Annotated in this window: 25 protein-coding genes and 3 pseudogenes; 18 read left to right on the top strand and 10 right to left on the bottom strand. The window is 70.2% G+C overall.

Going from position 1 to position 25,333, the window contains the following annotated elements; translation table 11 throughout:
- Positions 1 to 52: 52 nt before the first annotated feature.
- Positions 53 to 535: a nuclear transport factor 2 family protein gene (locus ACZ404_RS32690; protein ID WP_468446261.1), complete on the bottom strand. Its 483-nt coding sequence runs from the start codon at positions 533 to 535 to the stop codon at positions 53 to 55.
- Positions 536 to 841: 306 nt separating this feature from the next.
- Between ACZ404_RS32690 and ACZ404_RS32685 the strand changes: the two genes are divergently transcribed.
- From ACZ404_RS32685 to ACZ404_RS32665, 5 genes and pseudogenes are all read left to right on the top strand, one after another.
- Positions 842 to 1,255, top strand: coding sequence for a cytidine/deoxycytidylate deaminase family protein (locus ACZ404_RS32685; RefSeq protein ID WP_468446259.1), 414 nt, complete (start codon positions 842 to 844; stop codon positions 1,253 to 1,255).
- 57 nt (positions 1,256 to 1,312) lie between these two features.
- Positions 1,313 to 1,489: pseudogene (locus ACZ404_RS32680) on the top strand (DUF4291 family protein); the annotation flags it as partial.
- A 209-nt stretch (positions 1,490 to 1,698) separates the two neighbouring features.
- Positions 1,699 to 3,210, top strand: a complete 1,512-nt coding sequence (locus tag ACZ404_RS32675; RefSeq protein WP_468446257.1) for a restriction endonuclease — start codon at positions 1,699 to 1,701, stop codon at positions 3,208 to 3,210.
- A gap of 89 nt (positions 3,211 to 3,299) precedes the next feature.
- A complete protein-coding gene (locus ACZ404_RS32670; protein WP_468446255.1) occupies positions 3,300 to 3,941 on the top strand; it encodes a hypothetical protein in 642 nt (213 codons plus the stop codon).
- Positions 3,942 to 4,036: 95 nt separating this feature from the next.
- Complete coding sequence (locus ACZ404_RS32665) at positions 4,037 to 4,402, top strand: hypothetical protein (protein WP_468446253.1); 366 nt, start codon at positions 4,037 to 4,039, stop codon at positions 4,400 to 4,402.
- 625 nt (positions 4,403 to 5,027) lie between these two features.
- On the opposite strand, the gene ACZ404_RS32660 is transcribed toward ACZ404_RS32665, so the two are convergent.
- Positions 5,028 to 5,726, bottom strand: coding sequence for a DUF4291 domain-containing protein (locus ACZ404_RS32660; RefSeq protein ID WP_468446251.1), 699 nt, complete (start codon positions 5,724 to 5,726; stop codon positions 5,028 to 5,030).
- A 293-nt stretch (positions 5,727 to 6,019) separates the two neighbouring features.
- On the opposite strand from ACZ404_RS32660, the gene ACZ404_RS32655 reads away from it, so the two are divergent.
- From ACZ404_RS32655 to ACZ404_RS32640, 4 genes and pseudogenes are all read left to right on the top strand, one after another.
- Positions 6,020 to 6,904: a nucleotidyltransferase domain-containing protein gene (locus tag ACZ404_RS32655; protein WP_468446249.1), complete on the top strand. Its 885-nt coding sequence runs from the start codon at positions 6,020 to 6,022 to the stop codon at positions 6,902 to 6,904.
- 2 nt (positions 6,905 to 6,906) lie between these two features.
- Entirely contained in the window at positions 6,907 to 7,545 is a 639-nt protein-coding gene (locus ACZ404_RS32650) for a Cap15 family cyclic dinucleotide receptor domain-containing protein (protein WP_468446247.1), read from the top strand.
- A 159-nt stretch (positions 7,546 to 7,704) separates the two neighbouring features.
- Positions 7,705 to 8,055 (top strand): annotated as a pseudogene (locus ACZ404_RS32645) (hypothetical protein); the annotation flags it as partial.
- Between the two features lie 230 nt (positions 8,056 to 8,285).
- Complete coding sequence (locus tag ACZ404_RS32640) at positions 8,286 to 9,068, top strand: hypothetical protein (RefSeq protein ID WP_468446245.1); 783 nt, start codon at positions 8,286 to 8,288, stop codon at positions 9,066 to 9,068.
- Here the strand turns inward: ACZ404_RS32640 and ACZ404_RS32635 are convergent, their stop codons facing one another.
- Positions 9,069 to 10,544: a pentapeptide repeat-containing protein gene (locus ACZ404_RS32635; protein WP_468446243.1), complete on the bottom strand. Its 1,476-nt coding sequence runs from the start codon at positions 10,542 to 10,544 to the stop codon at positions 9,069 to 9,071.
- Positions 10,545 to 10,686: 142 nt separating this feature from the next.
- On the opposite strand from ACZ404_RS32635, the pseudogene ACZ404_RS32630 reads away from it, so the two are divergent.
- Positions 10,687 to 11,145: pseudogene (locus ACZ404_RS32630) on the top strand (DUF4291 domain-containing protein); the annotation flags it as partial.
- A gap of 20 nt (positions 11,146 to 11,165) precedes the next feature.
- On the opposite strand, the gene ACZ404_RS32625 reads toward ACZ404_RS32630, so the two are convergent.
- On the bottom strand, positions 11,166 to 11,345 hold the full coding sequence (locus ACZ404_RS32625; RefSeq protein ID WP_468446241.1) for a hypothetical protein: 180 nt from the start codon (positions 11,343 to 11,345) through the stop codon (positions 11,166 to 11,168).
- 225 nt (positions 11,346 to 11,570) lie between these two features.
- Between ACZ404_RS32625 and ACZ404_RS32620 the strand changes: the two genes are divergently transcribed.
- Entirely contained in the window at positions 11,571 to 12,728 is a 1,158-nt protein-coding gene (locus tag ACZ404_RS32620) for a Gfo/Idh/MocA family protein (protein WP_468446239.1), read from the top strand.
- Positions 12,725 to 13,654 carry a DUF6807 domain-containing protein gene (locus ACZ404_RS32615; protein WP_468446237.1) on the top strand — a complete coding sequence of 310 codons (930 nt, stop codon included), beginning with the start codon at positions 12,725 to 12,727 and terminating at the stop codon, positions 13,652 to 13,654. The genes ACZ404_RS32620 and ACZ404_RS32615 overlap by 4 nt, the downstream gene beginning before the upstream one ends.
- Before the next feature lie 116 nt (positions 13,655 to 13,770).
- On the opposite strand, the gene ACZ404_RS32610 is transcribed toward ACZ404_RS32615, so the two are convergent.
- On the bottom strand, positions 13,771 to 14,241 hold the full coding sequence (locus tag ACZ404_RS32610; protein ID WP_468446235.1) for a winged helix-turn-helix transcriptional regulator: 471 nt from the start codon (positions 14,239 to 14,241) through the stop codon (positions 13,771 to 13,773).
- Between the two features lie 118 nt (positions 14,242 to 14,359).
- On the opposite strand from ACZ404_RS32610, the gene ACZ404_RS32605 reads away from it, so the two are divergent.
- The gene (locus ACZ404_RS32605; protein WP_468446233.1) at positions 14,360 to 15,529 is read left to right on the top strand and encodes a thiolase family protein; all 1,170 of its coding nucleotides are present in this window, start codon (positions 14,360 to 14,362) and stop codon (positions 15,527 to 15,529) included.
- Between the two features lie 24 nt (positions 15,530 to 15,553).
- Here the strand turns inward: ACZ404_RS32605 and ACZ404_RS32600 are convergent, their stop codons facing one another.
- Positions 15,554 to 16,318, bottom strand: coding sequence for a TVP38/TMEM64 family protein (locus tag ACZ404_RS32600; RefSeq protein WP_468446231.1), 765 nt, complete (start codon positions 16,316 to 16,318; stop codon positions 15,554 to 15,556).
- Positions 16,319 to 16,381: 63 nt separating this feature from the next.
- On the opposite strand from ACZ404_RS32600, the gene ACZ404_RS32595 reads away from it, so the two are divergent.
- From ACZ404_RS32595 to ACZ404_RS32585, 3 genes are all read left to right on the top strand, one after another.
- Positions 16,382 to 16,549: a hypothetical protein gene (locus tag ACZ404_RS32595; protein WP_468446375.1), complete on the top strand. Its 168-nt coding sequence runs from the start codon at positions 16,382 to 16,384 to the stop codon at positions 16,547 to 16,549.
- Positions 16,550 to 16,648: 99 nt separating this feature from the next.
- The gene (tuf, locus tag ACZ404_RS32590) at positions 16,649 to 17,818 is read left to right on the top strand and encodes an elongation factor Tu (protein WP_468446229.1); all 1,170 of its coding nucleotides are present in this window, start codon (positions 16,649 to 16,651) and stop codon (positions 17,816 to 17,818) included.
- A gap of 18 nt (positions 17,819 to 17,836) precedes the next feature.
- The gene (locus ACZ404_RS32585) at positions 17,837 to 18,682 is read left to right on the top strand and encodes a spermidine synthase (RefSeq protein ID WP_468446227.1); all 846 of its coding nucleotides are present in this window, start codon (positions 17,837 to 17,839) and stop codon (positions 18,680 to 18,682) included.
- 23 nt (positions 18,683 to 18,705) lie between these two features.
- On the opposite strand, the gene ACZ404_RS32580 is transcribed toward ACZ404_RS32585, so the two are convergent.
- The 3 genes from ACZ404_RS32580 to ACZ404_RS32570 all read right to left on the bottom strand — a co-directional run bounded on the left by ACZ404_RS32580 (position 18,706) and on the right by ACZ404_RS32570 (position 21,223).
- Positions 18,706 to 18,852, bottom strand: a complete 147-nt coding sequence (locus ACZ404_RS32580; RefSeq protein WP_468446225.1) for a hypothetical protein — start codon at positions 18,850 to 18,852, stop codon at positions 18,706 to 18,708.
- A gap of 220 nt (positions 18,853 to 19,072) precedes the next feature.
- Positions 19,073 to 20,137: a DUF8017 domain-containing protein gene (locus tag ACZ404_RS32575; RefSeq protein ID WP_468446223.1), complete on the bottom strand. Its 1,065-nt coding sequence runs from the start codon at positions 20,135 to 20,137 to the stop codon at positions 19,073 to 19,075.
- Between the two features lie 75 nt (positions 20,138 to 20,212).
- Positions 20,213 to 21,223 (bottom strand): DUF8017 domain-containing protein, encoded by a 1,011-nt coding sequence (locus ACZ404_RS32570; protein ID WP_468446221.1) that lies wholly within the window; start codon positions 21,221 to 21,223, stop codon positions 20,213 to 20,215.
- Between the two features lie 70 nt (positions 21,224 to 21,293).
- On the opposite strand from ACZ404_RS32570, the gene ACZ404_RS32565 reads away from it, so the two are divergent.
- On the top strand, positions 21,294 to 21,746 hold the full coding sequence (locus tag ACZ404_RS32565; RefSeq protein ID WP_468446219.1) for a DUF4442 domain-containing protein: 453 nt from the start codon (positions 21,294 to 21,296) through the stop codon (positions 21,744 to 21,746).
- A gap of 69 nt (positions 21,747 to 21,815) precedes the next feature.
- Here ACZ404_RS32565 and galU read toward each other — a convergent pair whose 3' ends face one another.
- Positions 21,816 to 22,832, bottom strand: coding sequence for a UTP--glucose-1-phosphate uridylyltransferase GalU (galU, locus tag ACZ404_RS32560; protein ID WP_468446217.1), 1,017 nt, complete (start codon positions 22,830 to 22,832; stop codon positions 21,816 to 21,818).
- Positions 22,833 to 23,241: 409 nt separating this feature from the next.
- Between galU and ACZ404_RS32555 the strand changes: the two genes are divergently transcribed.
- Positions 23,242 to 25,200 carry an RICIN domain-containing protein gene (locus ACZ404_RS32555; RefSeq protein WP_468446215.1) on the top strand — a complete coding sequence of 653 codons (1,959 nt, stop codon included), beginning with the start codon at positions 23,242 to 23,244 and terminating at the stop codon, positions 25,198 to 25,200.
- The last annotated feature ends 133 nt before the right edge of the window (positions 25,201 to 25,333 follow it).

Raw genomic sequence — 25,333 nt, 5'->3', positions numbered from 1 at the left:
GGGCTGGCTCCAGTGTGCGCGCCGGAAGCGATCTCCGACAGGGCGAGCCGGTTCAGTCGGTCACCGCGGCCGGGCTGCGCTCCGGCATCCGCCGCCACTTCTCGTGCACGACGACCTCGCGCAGCCGCCAGCCGTCCGGGGTGCGCAGCAGACCGAAGTCGTACCGGCCCCCGCACTCCAGGTCCGGGGCACCGGAGCCGCCGGTGCCCGCGAACCGCATCGGGTTGATGTAGTCCGCCCGCACCCTGGCGGTGTCCCCGGTGTCGTGCTCCAGGATCCCGAACCGGACCCGGCGGTTGACGATGAGATGCTGCCGCATCGCGAACAGCGACAGACTCTCCTCGAGCCAGCCGGCCACCCGCCCGGCATCGCCCTCGATGCCGCCGGCGGACCGGTAGTCGGCCCGCCCGTCCGCCGTGAACAGGTCCCGGTACGCGGCCCAGTCACCGTCGTCCACCGCCATCGCGTACTCGGTCACCACCTCGTCCACGGCCAGCCGGTCCATCACGGTCGCAAGCTCCACGCGCTGCGTCATCGGCACAGTGTTGGGCACCGGGGCCGAGGTGCCAAGGGGGCGTGCGCCGGCCGGCGGCCGGCCGGTACTCGAACGGGGGGGCTCGTCGTGCCGCTGCACGGAGAAACCGCCCTCGGTCGGCACACCTACCACAGCGCTTCAGGCCGCTCCGACTGGGCCATGTGGGGGAGGGCTGCCGGACCTGGCACAGTGTTGATCGGTCCCCCTCCTCGGCGCGCAGCGGGGCACGGCGGGACGGAAGTTGTCACGTGGGCCGGCCGCGCGGGTCAGGGACATGGGTGGCCGGCACCCGACGAAGGCGGAGAGATGACCACGCAGACCCACCCTGTCGACCACGAGCTCGTCGAGGCCGCGGCGCACGTCGCCCGCACGCGCTGCCGGGGCGACAACCACACCATGGCCGCCGCGGCCCGCGCCCGGGACGGCCGGATCGTCACCGCGGTGAACGCCTACCACTTCACCGGAGGGCCCTGCGCCGAGCTGGTCCTCATCGGTACGGCGGCCGCCCAGGGGGCCCACGAGCTGGACACGGTCGTCGCCGTGGGCGACCGCGACCGAGGGGTGGTTCCTCCGTGCGGCCGGTGCCGGCAGGTCCTCCTCGACTACTTCCCCCACCTCCAGGTGATCGTCGGCCAGGGCGACCGCCTCCGGGCCGTGCCCATCACCGACCTGCTGCCCGAAAGCTACGTCTGGGCCGACCACCAGCTCGACGCCGACTGAATCGCGTCCCCCGATATTCGGTGGCGCGGCGCGTGCCCGGTGTCCCAACCTGCCCACGTGAACGATCAGTCAGTCCAGCCATCGACCGCACCCGAACCCACATTCCGTGTCCGCGCCCGCCACACGGAGTCGACGCTCACCGTCTACCAGGCCTACCGCCCGGAGATCGGCGGCCCGGCGGCCCGCACCGGCCGCTTTCCGGCGGCCTGGAAGCGGGACCGGATGACCTGGATCATCAAGCCGTGTTGACAGACTCCGAGGGGCAGCGACCCAAGCCGCAGACGAGTGAGCGCATGAGTGCGGCGGCTCGTCCCTGTTAGGGATGCAGTCTCCCGGTGCTCGGGCCGTGCCGGTTGAGCGCAGATCGAGCCAACCTTCCTGCCTGCGACTGGCCGGCCAGGCGCTTGGGCATAGTCGTTGCCAGCACCGTGGTTGGGGGGACGATGGCTCGGAAAAAATCACTGACGGCACAGTTGGTCCAGGCGTATCGCGATGCACAGAAGGCCAAGGAAGCCGAAGCCAAGCGCCAGCAGCAACTGCAGGAGCGAGCGGCGCGCGCTGCCGAGCAGGAGCGGAAGCGCCTAGAGCGAGAGCGTGCGCGGCAGGATCGGGAGCAGGCCCAGGAGTGGACGCGGGCACAGAAGGCTGCGGAGCGGGAGCGCCTGGCCCAAGCGCGGGCCGCTGAACAGGTCGAACGTGACTTGGCCAAGCGCGAAGCGGCGCGAGCTCGACAGGCTGAAGCGAAGAAAAGGGCTGCGCAGCGGCAAACGGCTGAGCGGGAGCGACTTGCCAAACAGCAGGCGGCTCAGGAACTGCGGGCGCAGGCTGAGCAGCGAACAGCGGAGGTGCAGCGAAGGGTCTTACAGCTGAACTCTGTTCTCTCTTCGCCGTACATTCCGTCACCTGATTGGCTTGAGAGAGTGCAAGCGGCGCTCGTGGCGGGCGATCCTGAGGCACTCACTGATGCTGTGCAAGCCGCTATGACCGAGGCGTCCTACCCTGAGGGGTTGCGCGACTCGTGGCGATGCGCGTTTGTCCCAGAGGCACGCGAGTTGCTCCTGGAAGTGGATCTACCGGGGCAGTCAGTCGTACCGACGGCGGCTGCATACCGGTACAAGGCCTCGACTCCACCTGCTGTGACTGCCCAGCCACGCAAAGAGGCTGAGATCAAACAGATGTACCGGCTCCTGGTCGCTCGCCTGGCCCTGCGCGCTATCAATGAAGTGCTCACGCTGGCCCCTGCAGCCTTGGTCGATGTGGTCGTCTTCAACGGCCATGTGAAAGCGAAGAACCGTGCCACCGGCAAGGCGATCCGTCCCTGCCTCATCAGCGTGCGCGCGACCAGGGAGACTCTGGACGATCTTGTCTTGGACGAGCCTGAGCTCGACCCGGTCGAATGCCTCCGGCATCTGAACGCTGTCGTCTCACAGCACCCCTACGACCTTGAACCCGTCCGTCCTGTCGTCACCTTCGACCTCACCAAGTACAAGTGGGGGCCGGACCTCGACGTCGTCGCCGGGCTCGATCACCGCCTCGACCTCATGGAACTGGATCCGATCGAGTTCGAGCACCTCGTTCGGCGCCTGTTCGAGGCCATTGGCCTCAAAGCCTGGGTGACGCAGGCTTCCCGTGATGACGGTATAGACGCCGTCGCCACCAACGAGGATCCCATCGTGGGTGGGCTGTGCATCATCCAAGCGAAGCGCACCCGCAATGCGGTACCAGCCGACACGGTGCGCGCTCTGGCCGGCGTCATGCATGACAAAGCCGCAGCGAAGGGGATCATCGTCACCACCGCATGGTTCGGTAAGGCCAGCAAGGATTTCGCCTACCGCACCGGCCGTATGGAACTCATCGACGGCCGCGGACTCAAGGCTCTCCTGCTGGAGCACCTGGGGATCGATGCACTGATCAGCCTGCCCAAGACTCCGCCTGGCTGGGACACCCGTGTCTAACACTGACCGCTGAGCCGGTGCGCTCTGGGCTGCTGCCTGGCTGTTGGAACTGTGTTGGGTGAACCCGCTGAAGTATGGATCATGGCTGCGTGACGAAGTGGACGAAGAACGAACCTCCGGTCGAGCAGCCAGGTCCTGAGTCGGAGCTTTCCCCCTACCAACAGACGATGCGGCAAAAACTCCTTGCGGCCCCAGTAGTACCGGCGCCCGAGCCCTGGCGGCGCATCGCTTACGCCCCGGTCGGCGGACTGCTCGGGATCGGCTTCGCCTCGCACCCCGGCACCGGCCAGGACTTGGTGATGGTCGTATCGACCGACGGCCATGGTCTCTTCGACGCCGTCACGGGAGAGAAGATCGCGCGGGATCGTGACGCGGACCCCGAGGACAGGAGCCCCGACGCGGACCCCGCTCTGCAGTGTCCTGGATTGGGACCGGTCGCCGGAAGCAGGGTGCGCATCGCCGGGCTTCTCGGAGGAGGACTGCACACCACCAGCGGAGACGGTTGGAAGCTGGAGGTCGTTGCCCCGGCCTGGCCGAACGAACGTGTCCTGCTCTCTCGCGACGGCGGTTTGCCGCACTCCGGTCCGCACGGGGAGCGCTGGTGGCACATCTTCCACTCCAACTACTCCGAGCTCCGTGCCGCTGGATTCTCGCCGTCCGGGCAGACTCTTGCCGTAGCGACGAGCAGCGATCTGTCCCTGTGGACTCGAAGCGCCAACCATGGTTTGTGAGCGCGGCTTGACGTGGATCACCAAGGCGCGTTCACAGTCCCATCCGTGGCCGTAAGATCCTCTGATGGTGGTCGACACGGCTTGTGGGGGCGAACTTGGAGAGACCGGACGACCGCATCGCATCCGTCCTGCGCTTCGCTGCGGAACTCGTCGCCTGGGTGGCCACTCCCTGGGTCTTGTCCAGGTACTCATGGCTGCTTGCCGTCTTGGCGGTGGTGGTACTGGTCGGCCTCCCGACCGTCTTCTCCACTCCGGGAGACAAGGCGCAGGTGATCATCCCTGTCTCGGGTATGGTCACGATCCTGCTTGTGCTGCTCCAGCTCGCTGCTGCCGCGATCGCCGCATGGTTGGCATGGCCCATCCATGCGGCAATCCTCGTGTCTCTCCTCGTGGCCGCCACCCTCGTCGCGGAACGTCAACGCTGGCAGTGGCTACTCTCCACGGACCGGCACACCGGCTGAGCCGCGGAGGGGTGGCATCGGAGTGCGTTCGCTCCCCAGGCATACCCGCCACTTCCCTGCCTCGCCCTAGCCTTCGGTGAGTGGGTATACGGCACCACCGAGACTCCCTCGGAGACCGCACGTTCGTCGTCCTCGCCCGCCTCCGGGTCGAGGTCACGCGCCCACAACGAGTGCATGGACCACACGGAGAAGCCGGCGTGGAAGTCGTGGCCGATGTCTGAGGGCGTGCTCGAGTGCCCCAGGGCGTGGAGGTCTGCGACGACGTCATCCAGAAAGCGATAGGTCAGCTGAACCCCGTCGTAGTGCGCTTCGGTATCGCCGCCTTCGCCGCTGTAGCCGACCTCCACGAGTTCGACCGTCTCGTCAGCCGCGTAGGTGAATCACCAGCGTGGGGGAGGTGGTGTAGACGGCGCGCTGTCCGCCCGGGCCGTGACACGGAGACCCGACGCGCTCCTCGACCTGTGAGCGCGGATCGCCAATTCTGACGAGGGCCACGCCTTGTCCTGGAATGATCTCCATGTTGACCATCCTGCCAGCCAGGACAACCACGCGGGAGCCCGCGAAGAGATGAGAACGCCGCCGCTCCGTCCGGCACAGGTCTGTGAACGCGGCTTGACATGGGTCATCAAGCCGTTTTCACAGACTCCTGCGCATCGGTCCGTCTTGGTTCGGGACATGCCGAGTGGTAGCCAGCCTGGGAGACCTTGGCCAACCCATCCGGACCGCCGGTCAGGGGGCGCAGGTGGGCCAGTAGTTCGTCACCGGCGGGGTACGGCTGTTCCTTGGGGAGGAGTCGAGCAGCGGAGTCCGCATCGCCGCCACTGACGAGGGCCCGGATTTGGCGGGCGAGCGGAGTCGCATCACTGATGGACACGATCCACTCGTCCGCGTAACGTGCCGATGCCTCGCCCGAGAGCCCCAATTGCAGCGATCGGTACGGCAAGGGACACAGATTCAGGTCGCGTTCGGGATCCCACTGCACCAGCGCCGGGGACCGCCGCAACTGCCGCTTCCACGCCGCCTGATCTGCGTACTGCTCGGGCACGTAGTGCGACAGACACGCGTTGCGCAGCGCCCAGTCGAAACCGTCGCGATCGATCTCGACGGCAAGAACGGTCTCCTGCCCGGCGCTCGTGCCCCAGTTGGAGCGGTACATCATCCACAGGAAGCTGGGTTTGATCCACGTCATGCGGTCAGGCTTCCACGCGGCGGGAAAGTGGCCGTCACGGATGGCGGGCCTTCCGATTTCAGGGGAGTAAGCCTGGTAGACGGTGATCGTGGATGCCGTGTGGAGCGCGCGGATCCTGCGGTGCGGTTCTTCCATGGCGTACAGCGTGGGCTCGTCCGGCTACGGTGGCCAACGGTTTTCGACAGTCGCTCGCCGCGACTGGGCACACCGGCCACGCGATCCCGGAGGGGTCCGGTGGCATGGACGACTCCTGCACGACGGTCTGCCCAGGTTCACGACACGTCAGTGATGCCTGAGACGTAGCCGTGCTGGCTGCAGCCTCGGTCGGGCGTGTCTTACGTAGATCGGTTTGTCAGGACCCGCCCGTACGCTGTTCCCGGTGCAGTGCGGAATGCGGGGAGGGGCACGTGGCAAGACAATTGACGATCATGCAGCGGCTCGCTCTGATCGACAAGTGGAAGAATCCGCCCGGCCCTTCCGAGCAGCTTCGGCTGGAGCGGGCCGAGCGCATGGTGAAGTCGGCAGTCAACCGGCACGGGCCATTCCGGGAGCTTGACATCACGGTCGCTGCGAAGGGTTCCTACCCCAACAAGACCAACGTCCGTGGCGACAGCGACGTGGACATCATGGTGAAGCTGAACGATCCCTGTCACACTGACGGCGCGGCAGCCTGGTGGTTTGGTGAACAGACCGATGCGGGGACGTGGACCAGGACCAGGCTCCGTGAGGAAGTGTACGCCGCTCTCACAAATCACTTCGGATGGGTGAACGCGGACCACAACATCGCCTTCTACGTGCCGGAGGTCGTCGGCAGCCGTCCCAGCATCGACGTGGTGCCGTGCTTCAAGTGGGTGAAGTACGACTTCTCGGCGCCGGGGGGCCAGTACGTGGGAAGTGTCGTTTATGGTCGCAACCGCAAGCGGATCGTCAACTGGCCCGAGTACCAGCTGGCCAACGGCCGCACGAAGAACACCACCACCAACTTGCGGTACAAGTTCGTGGTGCGTGTCCTGAAACACGTGGAAAACGCCCTCACGACCGAGGGCGTCATTAAGGCCCTACCGTCGTACTTCTCCGAGTGCCTGATCTACAACGTGCCAAACCCCCTCTTCCTCGCCGGTGACTTCGATGACGCGGTCCGTACGAGTCTGGAGGAGGTCTACCGGCAACTCACGAGGACGTGGGCCGGTTCGCAGCGCATGGTGGAACCGAACGGAATCAAGAAGGTCTTCGGTGAAGGCCAGAAGTGGACCGAGAAGGACGCGCGAGAACTGATCGAAAGAGCCTGGTACTACCTCGGCTACGGAGGCTGACAATGGGCACGGCCACCACCATTCGCACCGGCGCCACCATCGCCGCCACCCTCTACACAGGCATTCTGCTCGTGCTGGGCCTGTACCCATCGCAGTTCCGTTACATGTTCGCCTATATCCCGGCTGCTGTCGGATACGGCGTGGTCGTTTTCGACAAGTGGGCCTGGCGCTGGCCCGGCGTCCACCGTTTTACCGGCCGCCCCTGGGTCACCGGCACCTGGCGCGTGATCCTGTCCCCGAGCCCGGACAGCCACATACCCGAAGGTGGAAACCGGGGGCCGATCACCACTTACCTGACAATCGAGCAGACATTCTGGAGTCTGCACGCCACTCTCCGCACTAAGGAGAGCACCTCTCGCTCAAGCAACGCCACCATCAGTTGCCCTGAGAACTCCGGTACCGCAGAAATCGGGTACCTCTACGAAAGCACGCCCCGCGTGGAGCACCAGCACCGCAGCCCCCGACATGAAGGGGCCTGCCGCATCGCTGTCACGGGCCTGAATCCCCGGGCAGCAACTGGGCACTACTACACCAGCCGGTTCACCGCTGGCGACATGGACTTCACCCTGATCAACCGCTCCATCCACTACGGCACGTTCGCCGAAGCGCAGGCGGCCGACCCGGAGTACACCTGTAGCTGACTGTGCTGTCAGCGCAGAAGACCGATGTGTCAGCGATGTCAACCCCAGATGAGCGGAGCGGGAGGACTGATGACCAGTGACCAGCAGAGAGAAAGGGTCTACGAACGCGGCTTGACGTGGGTCACCAAGCCGCGTTCACAGACTCCAGGGACGCGTTACTCGCAGGGTCACGGTCTCTTCGACGCCGTCACGGGGGAGAAGATCGCGTGGGATCGTGACCCTGACCCCGAGGACGACAGCCGCGACGCGGATCCCGCTCTGTGGTGTCCTGGGTTGGGGCCAGTCGCCGGGAGCAGGGTGCGCATCGCCGGGCTTTTCGGAGGAGGCCTGCACACCAGCGGAGACGGTTGGTAGCTGGAGGCCGTTGCCCCAGCCTGGCCGAACGAGCGTGTCCTGCTCTCCCGCGACGGCGGTTTGCCTCATTCCGGTCCGCACGTGGAGCGCTGGCGGCACATCTTCCACCCCAATTGCTCCGAAATCCGGGCTGCTGGGTCCTCACCTTCCAGGTAGACCCCTGCTGTAACGACGAGCAGCGATCTGTCCCTCTGGACTCGGGGGACCGGCCACGGGCACTACCACCTCAAGCCTGACCCACAGGGCTCAGGTCGTTGCCTCGGCCGCCGGACAGGCTATGCGCCGCTGTCGCTGCCCCAGGCTTCGAACGACTAGCCGGCGCTTTCGTGGTCCGGACCCACCTGACTGGCCGCCGGCAGGGAGCTGTTAGTGCCAAGCTGTCGATCGTGATCGTGACTGATACTGCGGACGGGCTGCCGCCGGCCGGCTGGCAGGCGGACCTCATGCCGTTGCTGCGTGCCTTCGCCGACGAGGAGCCGCGCATTCACGATCTGCGTTCGCACGGGTCTGCCCAAGGGCACGGTCTCGGCCTCGATCGCTGGTCCGACCTCGATGTCCTGGTCGTCACCCCAGACCCCGTCAGCATGGCGGAAGCCCTCGCCGAACGCCTCCGTTCCCGCTGTGCGCCGGAATTCGCATCCAACCGCAGCGGCGACCCGCACCGCTACACCCTCCGTCTGGTGCTGAGAGACCTGCGCCGAATCGACATCTCTGCGGCGGTCCCCCCGGGGCATACGGCAACTCCCTCACGCGACCAGGCCGGACTGGGCAAGGGCGGCCCCATGGATGAGTTGACCAATGACTTCAGGTTCGACGCGGTCCTTGCCTCGTTCAAGGCAGCGCGCGACGACATATTGATCGGCGGGCACCTGACCCTGCAACTCGCAAGACACGTGCTGGTCGCCGCCATGCTGCTGCGCGACCGGGAAGCGGGAACGACCCACCACCGCTTCGGCGGAACCGCGTGGGACGCGTGGGCATCTGTCCTCGGTTCGGCACCCGCGCCTTGCACCAGGCGTGGCATCACCGCCGCCATCAGGTACTACGCGCATGCCCTGGCCGACCTGATGACGGCGTGGGACCCGGACGCCCAGCCCGACAACGGTCCGCTGATCACGCTGCTGGACGCAGTGGATGCGTCCAGCCCGTCCACGGCCTCAGACATTTGATCAGTTCTTGTTCAACGTTCGCGACACTCCGGCAAGGACAGCCGTTGTCAACAGCCATCCGGCTGCGATGAAAGCGTAGGCCAGCCACGCTGTCGTCCCTGTCCAGTACCAGGCGCCGCGCTGGCCGAGCCCGCCGACCGGGACCAAGAGGTCAAGGGTGTAGACGAAGGCGTGGAACGGGGGTGTCTGACCCTGTTGAGTGGGTAGCGGTCTGTTTGCGCTGAAGACCACGGTCCCGAGCACAGCCAGTGCCGCAAGCCAAACGCTGGCGAGCCACGGCCGGTACCCGTATCCGACGGTGGCGTCCAGCAGGTGCCCCCATAGGCGTGCCGGCAGGCTCAGGGTCCTCCTGCGGTGCCGTTGCCTGGCAAGCAGCACTCGTCGAGCGTCGTCGTCGTGGCCGATTCGTCGATACCAGCTCGCCAGTTGCTCGTACGGCTGCGAGGCGTAACCGGGATCCCGGCATATCCAGGCCACTCTGTCTTCGACGGAGCTCGTCGGGGCGCCATCCTCTACGGTCAAGGCATCGTAGGTGAGCCCTTGCAGCCGCACAGTCCCCGGCCATGCATCCGGTCGGTCGCGGATGGTCAGAATCTGCGCTCCGCGCAGGTCGATCAGGCCGGACGATGCCTCGGCCGGGGTGTAGGCGAAGACTCCCGCGCGCATCTGCGTGCAGTCCAGCGTTGTGCCGGCAGCGTCGAGGATGGCACCGTCGAGGGTGAGCTGGTCCGATATCTGCGTGCCACGCAGGCTTATCGCCCCATGGACAGTGAATCCCTCCGACAACGCCAACGTCGTCACCGTGGCATTGTCAGCGATGAGCGCGACGGCGCCGGGACGGTGAATCCGCGCTCGCTCCATGTGGAGGCCACCGGACAATCGCGCACCGAGGAGCCGCATTCCCCCGTACACAGTGGCTCGTCGGCAGAAGAGTCCCCCCTCCACGACAAGGCCGCCAGCGAACATCGCCCAGTCATCAGGCTGGTCAAGGGTCGCCCCGCTGAGAAGCAACTCGCCGGATACCCGCGTGTTCAGGAGTGACAACGTGCCGTGCACAACAGTGTCTCTCAGTGACAGACGACCCTCGACGCGGGCTGTCGTCAAGTCGATTCCGGGGACGCGGCTGCCCTTCATCGAAATCGAACGGGTCGAGGCCCCGTAGAAACTCACGCCGTGCTCGAACCAGCACTCCTCGAACCACAGCCCATGCCCGATCTCGGCGTTGTCGAGATCAAGAGCCCCACTGATGCGTGCACCGCTGAGACGCAGAGCCGGCGCCGTACCCGGTTGCTCGGGATGTGCACCACGCAGCAGAGCGGCCACGACCGTGGCGCGGATCGTCCGGTCGGCTCCCCAGTCGTCCCCGCCTTCCGGGTCGTCCCCCGATTCACCCGTGCGGAGCTCCACTGGACGACCAGTGGGGTAGGCATCCCACAACTCGCGCTCTGCCGCACTGAGTTCCTCATACGAATGCACGTGGGAAGGCTACCGGCTGTGCGACGCGAGTTGATCACATTCGGCCGTCGGCGTCCCTCCGCGTTCGCATCGTTGATCGGCTCGCGCCTTGACGAGCGTGGGTGGTGGACCGCAGAGAGATGAATAGAACTGTGAACACTGCTTGACCTGGATCAAGCCGTCCTTCCTGTGGATGATGTACCGCTGCGGCTGGGGCACGAAGGAGGGGCAGGAGACCGTGCTGGCCGTGGAGATCAGCCGCGAGGGCTTCGAATGGGCGCTGCGCCACGCGTGCCTGTCGCACTACGTGTCCGCTCTGCACGAGGACCGGGCCGCGTGGAAGCGGGAGTTGAGACGGTCCCCGGCCCGCGTCCAGTGGGATCCTGAGCGGGACCTGCACCTCAACCCGCTGGCCCACCGCTCGCTGCAGCTCGGCCTCGCGGGGGAGGCGGCCGCCCGGTACGCCGACGAGTGGATCACCGGTGTCGAGGACGTGACACCGCTGGCCACCGAGGTGCACGCTCTGGTACGGGCCGGACGGCTCGAGCGGGCCGCCGAGTTGCTGCCCGAGGAGCGGGCCTATCCGGTGGCCGACGAGGTGCTCGCGCACCTGCGGGCGTAGACGCGGGGGCGCGGCGGGGGTCAGGCCGCCTTGATGATCCGGCTGCGGACGGCCTCGGCCCACTCGACCACCAGCAGCTCGTACTCCGCGCGTTCCTCGGCCGTCAGGGATCCGCTCGCGCGCAGCCACAGCGCCCGGATCTGCTCGTTCAGCTCGGCAGCGGAGCGCACGGAACCAGGGGGCGGGGAATCGGGGGACATGCCGACAAGCCTAGGGGCAAGAACTGACCGTGCGCTACCGCGCGGCTACACAGACCGTATGGGTTTGGTCACCGAGGACTGACCCCCGACGGGGCGAACTCGGGGCGGTGTTGACCCGCGTCGGGGCCGACGCTTACGTTGCCGAGCAGCAGAAAGCGCTTGCTGAGAGAATCGCGGCGGCGCCCAGAGCCCGTAGCCGTCCCCGGAGGAGTGCTGAAACCGCCCATGTCCCGCTCCCCACTCCCGACCGCCCCCTTCGCCGGGCGGCGCATCCGGGCCGCGGTCGTCGGAACCGGCGCCATCGGGCGCGGCTGCCATCTGCCCGCGCTGGCCCGGCTCGCCGAAGAGGGCGAGACGGAGGTCGTCGCCGCCGTCGACGTCGACGAGCGCGCCGTGGAGGCGCTGTGCGCGGACACCGGCATCCCGCACGCCTACACCGACCTGGACCGGATGCTGGCCGAGCAGCGGCCCGACCTCGTCTCCGTCTGCACCCCGCCGACCCTGCACCGCGCCCAGACCGTCGCCGCGCTGCGCGCCGGGGCCTGGGTGTGGTGCGAGAAGCCGCCGGTGCCCTCGCTCGCCGACTTCGACGCGATCGAGGCCGAGGAGGGCACCGCCGGCGGGCCGTACGCGGCGATCGTCTTCCAGCACCGCTTCGGCTCCGGCTCCTCCCACGTACGGCGGCTGCTCGCCGAGCGGGCCATGGGGCGCCCCCTGGTGGCCCACTGCCAGACCACCTGGTACCGGGACACCGCCTACTACGCGGTGCCCTGGCGGGGCCGCTGGCGCACCGAGGGCGGCGGACCGGCCATGGGCCACGGCATCCACCAGATGGATCTGCTGCTGGACCTGCTCGGGCCGTGGAGCGAGGTGCGGGCCATGGCCGGACGGCTGGTGCACGACGTGGAGACCGAGGACGTCTCCACCGCCCTCGTCCGCTTCGAGAGCGGCGCGCTGGCCACGGTGGTCAACAGCGTGCTCAGCCCCGACGAGGTCTCCCGCATCCGCATCGACTGCGAGCGCGCCACCGTCGAACTGACCCACCTGTACGGCCACGCCAACGACAACTGGCGCATCACTCCCGCCCCGGGCGTGCCCCCGGAACGGGCCGCCGCCTGGCGCCACTTCGGTCCCGACGTGCCCAGCTCCCACCTCGCGCAACTGCGCGAGCTGGTCGCGAGCATGCGCGCCGGGGAGCGGCCGCGCAGCAGCGGGGCGGACGGGCGCACCAGCCTGGAGCTGATCACCGCGCTGTACAAGTCGGCGTTCACGGACGCGACCGTCCGGGCCGGCGACATCGGTTCCGGCGACCCGTACTACACCGCCCTGCACGGCGACGCGCCCGGCTGGGCGCCAGGAACGGCCGAGGAGGTACCGGCATGAGCGGCGGGCTGCGTCTCGTCCACGCACACGGCGACCGGATCACGGTGGCCGAACCGGCCACCGGCGTCGAGCTGTTCGCCTACGTCTACCGCCCGGAGGCGGCCTGGGAGGCACCCAAGCCGTACCTGCACCCGGTCCGCACCCTCGCCGGTGCCGTCGTCACCGACTACCGGCCCAACGACCACCGCTGGCACAAGGGCCTGTCGCTGACCTCCTCGCACCTGTCGGGCGCCAACCTGTGGGGCGGCAACAGCTATGTCCATGGCCAGGGGTATCTCGCACTCCCCGAGCGGGTCGGCTCGATGCGGCACGCCGGGTTCGAGGAGGTCCGGGCGGAGGGCGGCCGGGCCGTCATCGCCGAGCGGCTGACCTGGCACCCGCACGACGGTGAGCTGTGGGCCGAGGAGGAGCGGCGGATCGAGGTCCACGACGTGGAACCGGACTCCGGCTCATGGGCGCTGACCTGGACGAGCGCCGTCACCAACCGGCGCGCGGAGCCGCTGCGGTTCGGCAGCCCGACCACGGCCGGGCGGGAGATGGCCGGCTACACCGGGCTGTTCTGGCGCGGCCCGCGGGCGTTCCGGGACGGCCGGATCACCGGGCCCGAGGGGGAGGGGCCCGGGCTGATGGGCACCCAGGCGCCCTGGCTCGCCTTCTCCGGCGAGCACGACGGCGTCGACGGCCACGCGACCCTGCTCTTCGCGCACGCCCCCGAGAACGACCACGCCGGCGAGCGGGGCGCCCACCCGGCCCACTGGTTCGTCCGCAACGACCCGTTCGCCGGGGTCGCTCCCTCCTGGGCGTTCTACGAGGAACTGGCACTCGCCCCCGGCGACACACTCCGCCGGCGGTACCGGGTGGTCGTGGCCGACGGGGCCTGGCGGCGCGAGGACGTCGTCACCTACCTGGAGGCGCATCCCTGGTGAGCGCCGGGGCGTTCCCGGCTCTGCCGGGCGGGGCGGCCGTCGCACGGCCGGGCGTCCGCGACCGGCCCGCCGCCGGGGTCCCGTACCGCCGGGCGCGGTAGGCGCGCGGCGGGGTGTCAGGCCGCCGTCGGGCCCGCGACCGTCCAGCCCGGGGCCTGGGGGTGGGCCGTCAGGTCCTCGTGGTGCACGGGTTCGCCGCAGGCCCGGCAGGTGAGCACCGGCACCAGTTCGTTGCCGCACGTGTGCTCGACCACCATGGGCAGGTCGGTGCCCTTGCGCAGATGCCGGTCGCCCCACTCCTTGAGGGTCATCAGGACCGGTTCCAGCTCGAGGCCCGCCGGTGTGGGCCGGTACTCGAATCGCTGCGGGCGCTCGCTGTAGGCGCGCTTGGTGAGGATCCCCGCGTCCACCAGCCGGCGCAACCGCGCGGCCAGGATGTCGCGCGGGGCGCCGATGTTGCGCACCAGCTGGTCGAAGCGGCCGTTGCCCAGGCACACCTCCCGCAGGACGAGCAGGGAGTACTTCTCGCCGACCAGGGCGAGGGCGTCGGCGATGGAGCAGGGGCGCGGGTCTTTCGTGGCGGCCATGGGGGACATTCTAGTGGAGGGTTTGATTTTCCAACCCACCGAGCTATGGTGAGTTTGGATTTCCTACTCACCGGTAATCGCACCGGTCACCGCCCCGTCGGCCAAGGAGGCCCGCAGCATGCGCGACGCAGTCATCGTCGAAGCCGTACGCACCCCCATCGGCAAGGGCAAGCCCAACGGCTCCCTCGCCCACGTCCACCCCGTGCAGCTCCTCGCCCACACCCTGCGCGCCCTCGTCGAGCGCTCCGGCGTCGACCCGGCGCTCATCGACGACGTCATCGGCGGCACCGTCGACCAGGTCGGCGAGCAGGCCATGAACACCACCCGGTACGCCGTGCTCTCCGCCGGCTTCCCCGAGACGGTCCCGGCGACCACCGTGGACCGCCAGTGCGGCTCCTCCCAGCAGGCCGTGCACTTCGCCGCCCAGGGGGTCGTCTCGGGCGCGTACGACCTCGTCGTCGCCTGTGGCGTGGAGTCGATGAGCCGGGTGCCGATGTGGTCCAACGTGCCGCCCGGCGCGGACCCCTTCGGCCCCGGCATCGCCGAGCGCTACCCGGAGGGGCTCGTCCCGCAGGGCATCAGCGCCGAGCTCATCGCGGCCAAGTGGTCCCTCACGCGGGCGCGGATGGACGAGTTCGCCGTCGCCTCGCACCGCAAGGCCGCCGCCGCGTGGCAGTCGGGCCTGTTCGACGCCGAGGTCGCGCCCCTGGACGGCGTCGCCCGCGACGAGTGCGTGCGCCCGGACAGCACACCCGAGACCCTTGCCGGTCTCAGGCCCGCCTACCACGATCCGGCCTTCGCCGAGCGCTTCCCGCAGATCGAGTGGAACGTCACCGCGGGCAACGCGAGCCCGATCAACGACGGCGCCTCAGCCGTCCTGATCACCTCCAGCGAGACCGCGGCCCTCCTCGGCCTGCGCCCCCTCGCCCGCCTGCACAGCTTCGCCGTGACCGGCTCCGACCCGCTGCTGATGCTCACCGGGGTGATCCCGGCCACCGAGAAGGTGCTGCGCAGGGCGGGGCTGGCCCTGGACGACATCGACCTGTTCGAGGTCAACGAGGCCTTCGCCAGCGTGGTCCTCGCCTGGCAGCAGGCCACCGGCGCCGACCTCGCCAGGGTCAACGTGCACGGCGGCGCCATCGCCCTCGGTCACCCGCTCGGCGCCAGCGGCACCCGGCTGACCACCACCCTCGTCCACGCGATGCGCGAGCGCGGCGCCCGCTACGCCCTGCAGACCATGTGCGAGGCGGGCGGACTCGCCAACGCGATGATCCTGGAAAGGGTCTGACGGTACGGCGAGAGGCGCGGCGGCTCAGCGGCCGCGCAGGTGGTGGCGCTTGCGCCAGGCCACCACCGTGCCCGCGAGCGCCGGTACGGCGATGCACGCCATCGCGATCAGGAAGGCCGGCGAGGTCGGCGCCGAGGCCCGGGCCCCGGCGACCGCGTAGGCGGCGGTGTTGGGGATCGAGCCCAGCCCCGTGGCCAGCAGGAACGGCAGCCAGCCCATCCGGGACACGGCGGCACAGTAGTTCGCCGCCGCGAACGGCACCCCCGGGAAGAGCCGCGCCGCCAGCATCGAACGGAAGCCGTGCCGGCTGAGCTGCCCGTCGGCCGCCTTCAGCCAGCGCCCCCGCAGCAGCGGGCGCAGCGCGTCCTGCCCGAGTGTCCGGCCGAGCCCGAAGGCCACCCCGGCCCCGAGCACCGTGCCCGCCAGGGCCGTCGTGAGCCCCAGCTGGGAGCCGAAGAGGGCGCCCGCCGCCAGGTTCAGCAGCGGCCGCGGCACGAACGCCACGGTGCACAGCCCGTACGCCACCGCGAACACCACGGCCGCCGCGGCTCCGCCGAGCTGCGGCGGCCAGCCGTGCGTCAGCAGCCGCTGCGGCTCGAACAGCAGCACGCACACCGCGGCACCCGCGAGGAGGGCGAGCAGCAACGACAGCCGCGCGTACGGCGACAGCACCGCGCGCGTACAGCGGGCGGCGAGCCCCGCGCGGGGCAGGGGGACGGCGACCTCCGCCGCGGCGGCCGGGGAACAGGCCGTGGCGGTGCCGCCAGAGCGGTTGGTGGCATCGGGCATCCGGTGACAGTAACCGACGAACGAGTGTGATCGCCGCATGGTCCGATGGTCAGACCGCGGAGTGTGTCCCACTCCGCCGCGGCGAAAAACCATTCGACGCCGGACAAAACGTCGGCGATGATCGTCGACATGTTCCGGTACGCCTTCCTCCTCGCAGCATCCGCCGTCGCGGATGCGCCGAAGGCTGCCGTCCCGATCCTCGTGGCCGCCGTCGACGGCGCCCGAAGCTGACCCTCTCCGGAACGTCCGGCGGACCCCGCAGGGGGAGGGTCGGCCAGTCCTTGGGGTCCCGCGTTCCTTCGTACGGCTGAGAGGCTTCGAGGTACAGCCATGTCCAAGACGGCATACGTGCGCACCAAGCCGCACCTGAACATCGGCACGATGGGCCATGTCGACCACGGCAAGACCACCCTGACCGCCGCCATCACCAAGGTCCTGGCCGAGCGCGGCACCGGCACCTTCGTGCCGTTCGACCGCATCGACCGGGCCCCGGAGGAGGCCGCCCGCGGCATCACCATCAACATCGCGCACGTCGAGTACGAGACCGACACCCGGCACTACGCGCACGTGGACATGCCGGGCCACGCCGACTACGTCAAGAACATGGTCACCGGCGCCGCCCAGCTCGACGGGGCGATCCTCGTCGTCTCCGCGCTCGACGGGATCATGCCGCAGACCGCCGAGCACGTCCTGCTCGCCCGCCAGGTCGGCGTCGACCACATCGTCGTCGCGCTGAACAAGGCCGACGCGGGCGACGAGGAGCTGACCGACCTGGTCGAGCTGGAGGTCCGCGAACTGCTCACCGCGCAGGGCTATCCGGGGGACGCGGTGCCCGTCGTACGGGTCTCCGGGCTGAAGGCCCTGGAGGGCGACCCGCGCTGGACGGCCTCCGTCGAGGCGCTGCTCGACGCCGTGGACACCTACGTCCCGATGCCCGAGCGGTACCTGGACGCGCCGTTCCTGCTGCCCGTGGAGAACGTGCTCACCATCACCGGGCGGGGGACCGTGGTCACCGGCGCGGTGGAGCGCGGTGTGGTCCGGATCGGCGACCGCGTCGACGTGCTCGGCGCGGACGTCGAGACGGTCGTGACCGGGCTGGAGACCTTCGGCAAGCCCATGCAGGAGGCGCAGGCCGGGGACAACGTGGCGCTGCTGCTGCGCGGGGTCCCGCGGGACGCGGTCCGGCGCGGGCACGTCGTGGCGGCACCGGGCAGTGTGGTGCCGGCCCGCCGGTTCTCCGCGCGGGTGTACGTCCTGTCGGGCCGCGAGGGGGGCCGCACCACCGCGGTGTCCACCGGGTACCGGCCGCAGTTCTACATCCGCACGGCGGACGTGGTCGGCGACATCGACCTCGGCGAGGCGGCGGTCGCCCGGCCCGGGGAGACGGTGGAGATGACCGTCGAACTGGGCCGGGAGGTGCCGCTGGAGCCGGGGCTCGGCTTCGCCGTCCGCGAGGGCGGCAGGACGGTGGGGGCCGGCACGGTCACCTCCGTGGGCTGAACCGGTGACAATGGTGCCGTGAGCGAAGCCATACCGGTCCTCAGGGCCACCGACCACGGCACCGCCAAACTGATGCCGGACGTCGACCGGGAGCACGCCTGGCTGCTCACGGTCGACGGGGCACCACAGTCCTACGTCGACCTGGACGATCCGGCGTACCTGGAGTTCGAGTACGCCCGGCGGCTCGGGTACGTGCTGGACACGCTGGACGAGAACGGGCGGCCGCTGGACGTGGTGCACCTGGGCGGGGGAGCGCTCACCCTGCCCCGGTACCTGGCCGCCACCCGTCCCGGTTCCCGGCAGGACGTGGTCGAGGCCGACCGCGCCCTGCTGGAGCTGGTCGTCGAGCATCTGCCGCTGCCGGCGGGCTCGGGCGTCGCGCTGCACGCCGCCGACGCCCGGGCCTGGCTCGAGGCCGCGCCGGACGACTCGGCCGACGTCCTGATCGCCGACGTGTTCGGCGGCTCGCGCGTCCCGGCCCACCTGACCTCGCTCACCTACGCCCGCGAGGCCGAGCGCGTGCTGCGTCCCGGCGGCGTGTATCTGGCCAACCTCGCCGATGCGGCGCCGTTCGCCTTCCTGCGCTCCCAACTGGCCACTTTCGCGGCCGCGTTCGAGGAGCTGGCGCTGATCGCCGAACCGGGTGTGCTGCGCGGCCGGCGGTTCGGCAACGCGATCCTGGTGGCCTCCCACCGCCCGGTCGACACGGCTGCCCTGGCACGCCGTACCGCCGCCGACGCCTTCCCGGCCCGCGTCGAACACGGCCCGGCCCTGCGGGACTTCACCGGCGACGCCCGGCCGGTCCAGGACGACGACGCCGTACCTTCGCCCGAGCCGCCCGACGGGGCGTTCGGCATCGGCTGAGGGCCTGCCCCTGCGGGCCCGGATCACCGCGACGGGCGGCGCCGGACCGCCGCGGGCGCCCCCTTCACGTGGTGCTCGGCGACCGCGCGCACACAGTCCCGGCCGGGAAAGCCGCCCTCCAGCAGCCGCAGCGGGCCTGCCGTCAGGGAGAGCCGCTGGGGCAACCCCACGCGCCGCCGTGCCGCACTGCCGAACGATGTGTTCGTCCGAGCCTCCGACCGGGCGTTCGCCGCCGGCGCAGGAGGCGGCGACCCGCTCGGTGCGGCGGGTCAGGGCGCGGACGTCCGGGATCAGCAGGACGAGGGCCGTGACCAGCACGACCAGGGTGGCGCAGCCCCACAGCGCGGGAGTACGACCGAACACGGACTCGGCGGGGCCCGCCAGCGCCGGTCAGTCGGCCGTCGGGGTGCCGTGCAGGCGGACCGTGCTGAGGATCTTCAGGACGGTCGCCCTGGAGACCTCGTCCTTCACGCCCTTGGCTCCGTAGAAGTTGACCGACACGTAGTCGTCGGCCGAGTTCTTGAAGCCGAACGTGAGCGCCTTGCCGTCGGTGACGCACTTGCCCTTGCGCGGTGTGTCGGTCGACTGGGCCCAGGCGTAACTGCCCACGATGCCCGAGTCGGTCGTGAAGGCGGTGGGCTTCTTGTCCCAGGAGATGCTCTTCTTGTCCGGCATGGTGTAGCCGCCGTACACCCACCAGGGCGGGGTGTTGATCGCGATCTCGTCCGTGTTCTTGGCCCCGCTCGCGCCCTTGCTGCCCACGACGGCCAGCGGCGTGTCCTGGGTCCGGCCGTCCTTGTCGTCGTCGGACGTGCACCACTTGGACCGGTACTCGGCCAGGCCCGACATGGTGATGCCCTTGTCCTTGTCGGACTTCTGGAACTCGAAGCCGATGGCGAGGCCGCTCGACTGGACCTCCCAGTCGGCCGGCACGTCGAAGGCGATGCCCCACTTGGCGTTCACCACGACCTTCCAGCCCGCGATGGTCGGCTTCTCCGCCTCGCCGCCGCGCGGGTCGTCGTCGGCCGAGGAGGAGGTGGCCGTGGGGCTCTGCGTCGGCGACTGGCTCGTGTGCCCGCCACCCTTGCCGTTGTCCGCCTTGTCGTCCTTCGAACCGCCGAGCACCAGGAAACCGGTCACACCGGCGGCGATCACGACCGCCGCGGCCGCCGTGATCGCGATCAGCTTCGTGTGCCCGCCGCCGCCCTTCGGGGGCTGCGGCAGGGGCGCGCCCGGCTGCTGCAGGGGCGTGGTGGGCGGCTGCCCCCACTGCGGCTGCTGACCGTACGGTGCCGGCTGCTGCTGTCCGTACGGCTGCTGCTGCCCGTTCTGCTGCTGCGGGTACTGCTGGTAACCGGGCTGCTGATACGGATTCGGCTGCTGGTAACCCGGCTGCTGGTACGGGTTGTTCTGCGGGTTCTGCTCGCCCCCGGGCGGCTGCTCTCCTGGCCACATGGCCAGTAACCCTAGTGCGCCCGGGGACACGGTTCGGTCACCGGCCCTCGTCGGGGACGTACCGAAGCGGCCGGCTCAGGAATCCGACACGTGGTACAGCCGTACCGTTGCCATGATCTTGCGTACGGTCGCGTCCGGGACCTCCTCGGAGACGCCGGCGGCGCCGACGAAGGACCACGACAGCAGGGCCCCGTCGGCGTCCTTGAAGGCGAAGGTGGTCGCCTTGCCGTCCACGTCGCACTTGCCCTTCTTCTCCACGCCGGACGAACGCGAGGTGGCGACGCTGCCCGTGATGCCGGAGGTGGTGGTGAACGAGCCGACCCGTCCGGTCGAGACCTTCTTGTGGTTGGGCTGGGCGTACTGGCCGTAGACCCAGTTCGCCGAGTCCCCGCGGGCGACCTCCGCGGTCGTTCCGGCGTCCTTGTTGGCGCGGGTGCCGACGTTGGCGAGCGAGGTGTAGTCCGTCCTGCCGTCCTTGTCCGCGTCCGTGCCGCACCACTTCTCCTTGAGCACGGCGGGGGCCTTCATGGCGGCCAGGATCTTCTCGTCGGGGTCGGCGTCGTCGGTGACGTAGTGGACCCAGGAGGTGGCGCGCACCTGCCAGTCGGCGGGGACGTCGAAGGCGATGCCCGTGTCCGGGTTCACCACGACCTTCCACCCGGCGACCGTCGGCTTCTGGCCGCCCCCGGCCGAGCGCGGGTCGTCCGCCGGGGAGGCGGAGGACGTCGGCGCGGCGGAGGTGGTGCTCGGCCCGGGACCGGCCTCGTCCTCACCCTTGCCGCCGAGCAGCAGGAACCCGGTCACGCTCGCGGCGACGACCACGGCCGCCGCCGAGAGGACCGCCACCAGCTTGGTGCGTCCGCCGCCCGGCCGCGGCGGGGGCGCCGCGGTGGTGGGCCGGTCCCACGGGGCGGGCGGCTGCTGCCCGCCGTAGTGCTGCTGCGGGTTCGGCTGCTGGGGGCCCTGCTGGTACGGGTTCGGCTGCTGGGGGGCGGCCTGTTGGTACGGGTTCGGCTGCTGGTAGCCGGGCTGCTGGTACGGATTGTGCTGCGGGCCGCTCCCCGGCGGCTGTTCCCCTGGCCACATGGGCGGCAACGATACAGAGGTGATCGGAACGACACTGGCCAGCCCTGCTACTCACAAGTAACATGCGGGCATGAGCGCAGACCAGATGTCGATCGGCGAGATGCTCGCCGCCACCGTGCCCATGGCCCGGACGCTGAACCTGGAGTTCCTGGAGACCTCTCCGGAGCAGGCCGTGGTGTCCCTGCCGGACCAGGGCGCGTACCACAACCACGTGGGCGGGCCGCACGCCGGTGCGATGTTCACGCTCGGCGAGTCGGCCAGCGGCGCCATCGTGCTGGCCGCTTTCGGCGACCAGCTCTCGCGCGCCGTGCCGCTCGCCGTGCGCGCCGAGATCGCCTACAAGAAGCTGGCGATGGGCGCCGTCACGGCGACCGCGACCCTGGGCCGCCCGGCCGCCGAGGTCGTGGCCGAACTGGACGCCGGACAGCGCCCCGAGTTCCCTGTGGCGATCGAGATCCGCCGCGCGGACGGCGCCGTGACGGGCGAGATGACGGTGGTGTGGACGCTGCGTCCCAACAGCTAGGACGCCTACGGGACATGGGGCAGGAGGGGCCCGGCCGGCCGCCCTCCTGCCGTGTCTTTGCCCATGTCCTCAGGCTGCCCTGCGCCGTGCCCGCCCCCCGGCCTCACCGATCTCGCCGTCCTTGTTCTCCTCGTCCTCCTCGTCCTCCTTGTAGTCCTCCTGGCTCGCCACGAACTCCCTGAGCCAGGCGCGGAATTCTGGTCCCAGGTCCGGGCGGGCGCACGCCAGGCGGACCACCGTGCGCAGATAGTCGGCCTTGTCGCCGGTGTCGTAGCGCAGGCCCGAGAAGACGACCCCGTGCACCGTGCCGGCCGCGGCCAGCTCCTGCAGGGCGTCGGTCAGCTGGATCTCGCCGCCCCGGCCGGCCGGCGTGCGCTCCAGGACGCCGAACACGGCGGGATCCAGAACGTAGCGGCCGATGACCGCGTAACGGCTCGGCGCCTTTTCGCGCGAAGGCTTCTCGACCAGGCCCCTGACGCGTACGACACCGTCCTCGCCGGTGGCTTCCACCGCCGCGCAGCCGTAGAGGTGGATCTGCCCCGGGTCGACCTCCATCAGCGCGACCACGCTGCCCGCGTACCGCTCGCGGACCTCCAGCATGCGGCTGAGCAGGCTTTCGCGCGGGTCGATCAGGTCGTCGCCGAGGAGCACGGCGAAGGGCTGCCCGCCGATGTGCCGGCGGGCGCAGAGCACGGCGTGGCCGAGGCCGAGCGGGTCGCCCTGGCGGATGTGGTGGATGTCCGCGAGCCGCGCCGGATCGCGTACGGCGTCCAGGCGCACGGTGTCGCCCTTCGCCGCGAGCGTCTGCTCCAGTTCGAAGGCGTGGTCGAAGTGGTCCTCGATCGCCCGCTTGTGCCGGCCGGTGACCATCAGGATGTCGTCCAGGCCGGCCGCGGCGGCCTCCTCGACGACGTACTGGATGGCCGGCTTGTCGACCACCGGGAGCATCTCCTTCGGCGTCGCCTTGGTCGCGGGCAGGAACCGGGTCCCGAGCCCGGCCGCCGGGACGACCGCCTTGCGCACCGTACGCGCGGACGGGGAGCCGGGGGCCGGGGAATGGGTGATCATGGAGTGGGGGGCGGTCATGCGGCCATGCTGGGGCACGCGGATGAGAGTGCGCCGTAAGAAGCATGGGAGCGGGCTGTGGGTGGCCGGCACCGTGCGTGTCGTCCGCCGGCCGGGGCGGGAACTTGGAGATTTGGTGTGTCATCCGGCTTTTGGCGCGCACAAGTTGACGCTGGTGTGACCTTCCGTCACGCAGACGCACGGGGATACCGCCGGTAACCATTGTGCATTTCCTCGGCGTGGAAACTGATGCATTCTCAGTTCTTGTTTCCCCTGGATGGCCTGTGTCAAGGTGAGCCACTCCTCGAGGGCGTGGTCATGGCGTTCGGTTCCGGCCTTCGCCCTTCCAGGTATGCACCAATCAGGCACTGCTTTTCGACGGGGCGCCCTTTCGCATGCCGCCCTGTCGGCTGGAAAGGAAAAGGTTTCCATGCAGTCCCCTTACCCCCCACGCCCGCCGTTCCCGCCACGCCCCGGTTCGCTGCCCGGGGAGTCCGACCGCGATCTCGTCGCCCTGCTGGCCGGACCGCACGCCCGCCGGCACCACGCCGTCGCCCTGCTGCTCGCCCGCCACTGGCGGGCCACCCGCGACTACGCCGTCGTCTGCCTGGCCGCCGCCGACGCCTCGGCGCACCTGGTGGCCACCGCCGCCTTCCATCACGTGCTCGGGCGGCTGACGGGCGGGGCGGTCGGCGGTGCGCTGCGTCCGCAACTGCTGGTGGCCGTCCGTGAGACCGTCCGCGGCTGGGCCGCGGACGAGGGGGCGTGCGTCGTCATGCCCGAACTGCGCAAACCCAACGGAGGCCGTGGTCTACGCGCGACGACGCCCGGGACGCCGGAAAGGCGGCAGCTCGCCGAGCGCGCATTCCAGGCCCTTCCCGGCGCCTCTCAATGCCTTCTGTGGCATACCGAGGTCGAGGCGGAGCCCATAACCATACCGGCGGGTCTGTTGGGGATCGACACGGCCACCGCCGCGACCGCTCTGGAACAGGCCCGTGAGCAATTCCGGGCCGGTTGCGTACGCGCCCACCGGGAACTCGCGCCCACCAGGGAATGCCGCTTCTACAGCCGGCTCCTGGACGTCCCCATTCGGCGCGGCGGCTCCCTGCTGCCCGATGTCCAGGAGCATCTGACGGCCTGCCGTCACTGCCGGTTCGCCGCGGAACAGCTCGGCCATTTCGACGGTGGCCTGGAGGTCCTGCTCGCCGAGACCGTGCTCGGCTGGGGCGCCCGCCGGTACCTCGACTCGCGCCCGGGGTACGGCGCCGCGGCGCAGGAGGCGCCGTCCGAACCCTCCGCCGAACGCCCGGCGGCGGGCGGGCGGCACCGCACGGCGGTGGAGGGCGGCCCCGGCATGACACCCGAGGCGCGGCGCCGTGCCGCCCTGGCGGTGGGCGTCGGGCTGACCTCGCTCGCGCTGCTGGCCACCGTGCTCGTCGCCAGGGGCTGGTCCGAGGGCGGGGGCGGTTCCGACGGGACCTGGGGTGCCCCGGTCAGTCACTCCGGCGGGCCCGGCGCGACGGGCGCGAGCGACGTGGCCGGCGGGCGGTCCGCCGCGGCCTCGTCGTCCACCGCCCCGGCCGGCCGGTCCGCCGAGATCGCTCACGGCAGGCTGCGCAGCCTTGCCTCCGGGCGCTGCCTGGACGTGCCCGGGGGCAGGGTCGAGGCGGGCGCCGAGGCCCGGCTCGCGGAGTGCTCCTCCGCCGCCTCGCAGCAGTGGTCGTACGAGGAGGACGGGTTGCTGCGCAGCGCCGTCGACCCCGGCCTGTGCCTGGCCGCCGATCCCGGAACGCGGGCGGTGGTGGTCTCCGGCTGCGTCGTGCACGCGGGGGAGGTGGCGTACGACCTGACGATCCGGGGGGAGTTGCTCCTCCGGGGGCCCAAGGGCCTCGTCCTCGCTCCGGGGGCCGGGCACTCCTCGGGACGCGTGGTGGTGGCGGCGCGGGACGGGGCGCGGGGGCAGCGGTGGGTGCTGGAGCCGGACGCGGGGCCCGACGCCGGCGGTGAGGCGCCGGGTACGCCGGGGACTCCGGGACTCGGGCGGCCCGGGCCCTCGGAGGGGGCTGCCGGGCAGCCGCCCGGGCGGCCGGATGAGGAGACGCCGCACGGGAGGCCGGGGCGCCCAGGGCAGCAGGGGCAGCCGTCGGCGCCGGTGTACGAGACCCGGGTGGCCCAGGTCGGCGACGAGGAGGAGCCGCGTCCGGCCCGGCCTGCCGGCCCGCACGGGCCGGTGGGGGCCGCTGTGGCCCGGGTCGTCTCCCATGGCGTTTCCCCCGTCGTCTCCCGTGTCGTTCCCCCGGCTGTCTCCCCGGTCGTCTCTCGGGTGGCTACCCCGGTCGCGGGGGTCCTCGCCTCCGTGCCGGCGGGCGTGGACCCGGCGCTCGGCTGATGTCCGAGAGGCCATGCGCCGGGATCGCGCCACCGGGTGGAGACGACCTGGAATTTACAGACGCCGGGAATGTGTCCCGGCGGGGCGTCGCCGGGTGAACGCACGGTGGGTCGGCCCGGTGGATTGACGGAGT

This window comes from Streptomyces sp. NPDC030798 (assembly GCF_055572275.1).
The sequence above is the reverse complement of the archived record's forward strand: the minus strand, read 5'-3'. Positions and strand labels throughout refer to the sequence as shown.

Excerpts from the sequence above, each read along its gene's own strand:
- ACZ404_RS32600 (WP_468446231.1), bottom strand. The coding sequence starts at position 16,318 with ATGCCCGATGCCACCAACCGCTCTGGCGGCACCGCCACGGCCTGTTCC.
- galU (WP_468446217.1), bottom strand. The coding sequence starts at position 22,832 with ATGACCGCCCCCCACTCCATGATCACCCATTCCCCGGCCCCCGGCTCC.
- ACZ404_RS32565 (WP_468446219.1), top strand. The coding sequence starts at position 21,294 with ATGAGCGCAGACCAGATGTCGATCGGCGAGATGCTCGCCGCCACCGTG.
- ACZ404_RS32625 (WP_468446241.1), bottom strand. The coding sequence starts at position 11,345 with ATGTCCCCCGATTCCCCGCCCCCTGGTTCCGTGCGCTCCGCTGCCGAG.
- ACZ404_RS32615 (WP_468446237.1), top strand. The coding sequence starts at position 12,725 with ATGAGCGGCGGGCTGCGTCTCGTCCACGCACACGGCGACCGGATCACG.
- tuf (WP_468446229.1), top strand. The coding sequence starts at position 16,649 with ATGTCCAAGACGGCATACGTGCGCACCAAGCCGCACCTGAACATCGGC.
- ACZ404_RS32655 (WP_468446249.1), top strand. The coding sequence starts at position 6,020 with ATGCAGCGGCTCGCTCTGATCGACAAGTGGAAGAATCCGCCCGGCCCT.
- ACZ404_RS32620 (WP_468446239.1), top strand. The coding sequence starts at position 11,571 with ATGTCCCGCTCCCCACTCCCGACCGCCCCCTTCGCCGGGCGGCGCATC.
- ACZ404_RS32605 (WP_468446233.1), top strand. The coding sequence starts at position 14,360 with ATGCGCGACGCAGTCATCGTCGAAGCCGTACGCACCCCCATCGGCAAG.
- ACZ404_RS32570 (WP_468446221.1), bottom strand. The coding sequence starts at position 21,223 with ATGTGGCCAGGGGAACAGCCGCCGGGGAGCGGCCCGCAGCACAATCCG.
- ACZ404_RS32650 (WP_468446247.1), top strand. The coding sequence starts at position 6,907 with ATGGGCACGGCCACCACCATTCGCACCGGCGCCACCATCGCCGCCACC.
- ACZ404_RS32685 (WP_468446259.1), top strand. The coding sequence starts at position 842 with ATGACCACGCAGACCCACCCTGTCGACCACGAGCTCGTCGAGGCCGCG.
- ACZ404_RS32555 (WP_468446215.1), top strand. The coding sequence starts at position 23,242 with ATGCAGTCCCCTTACCCCCCACGCCCGCCGTTCCCGCCACGCCCCGGT.
- ACZ404_RS32675 (WP_468446257.1), top strand. The coding sequence starts at position 1,699 with ATGGCTCGGAAAAAATCACTGACGGCACAGTTGGTCCAGGCGTATCGC.
- ACZ404_RS32575 (WP_468446223.1), bottom strand. The coding sequence starts at position 20,137 with ATGTGGCCAGGAGAGCAGCCGCCCGGGGGCGAGCAGAACCCGCAGAAC.
- ACZ404_RS32610 (WP_468446235.1), bottom strand. The coding sequence starts at position 14,241 with ATGGCCGCCACGAAAGACCCGCGCCCCTGCTCCATCGCCGACGCCCTC.
- ACZ404_RS32660 (WP_468446251.1), bottom strand. The coding sequence starts at position 5,726 with ATGGAAGAACCGCACCGCAGGATCCGCGCGCTCCACACGGCATCCACG.
- ACZ404_RS32690 (WP_468446261.1), bottom strand. The coding sequence starts at position 535 with ATGACGCAGCGCGTGGAGCTTGCGACCGTGATGGACCGGCTGGCCGTG.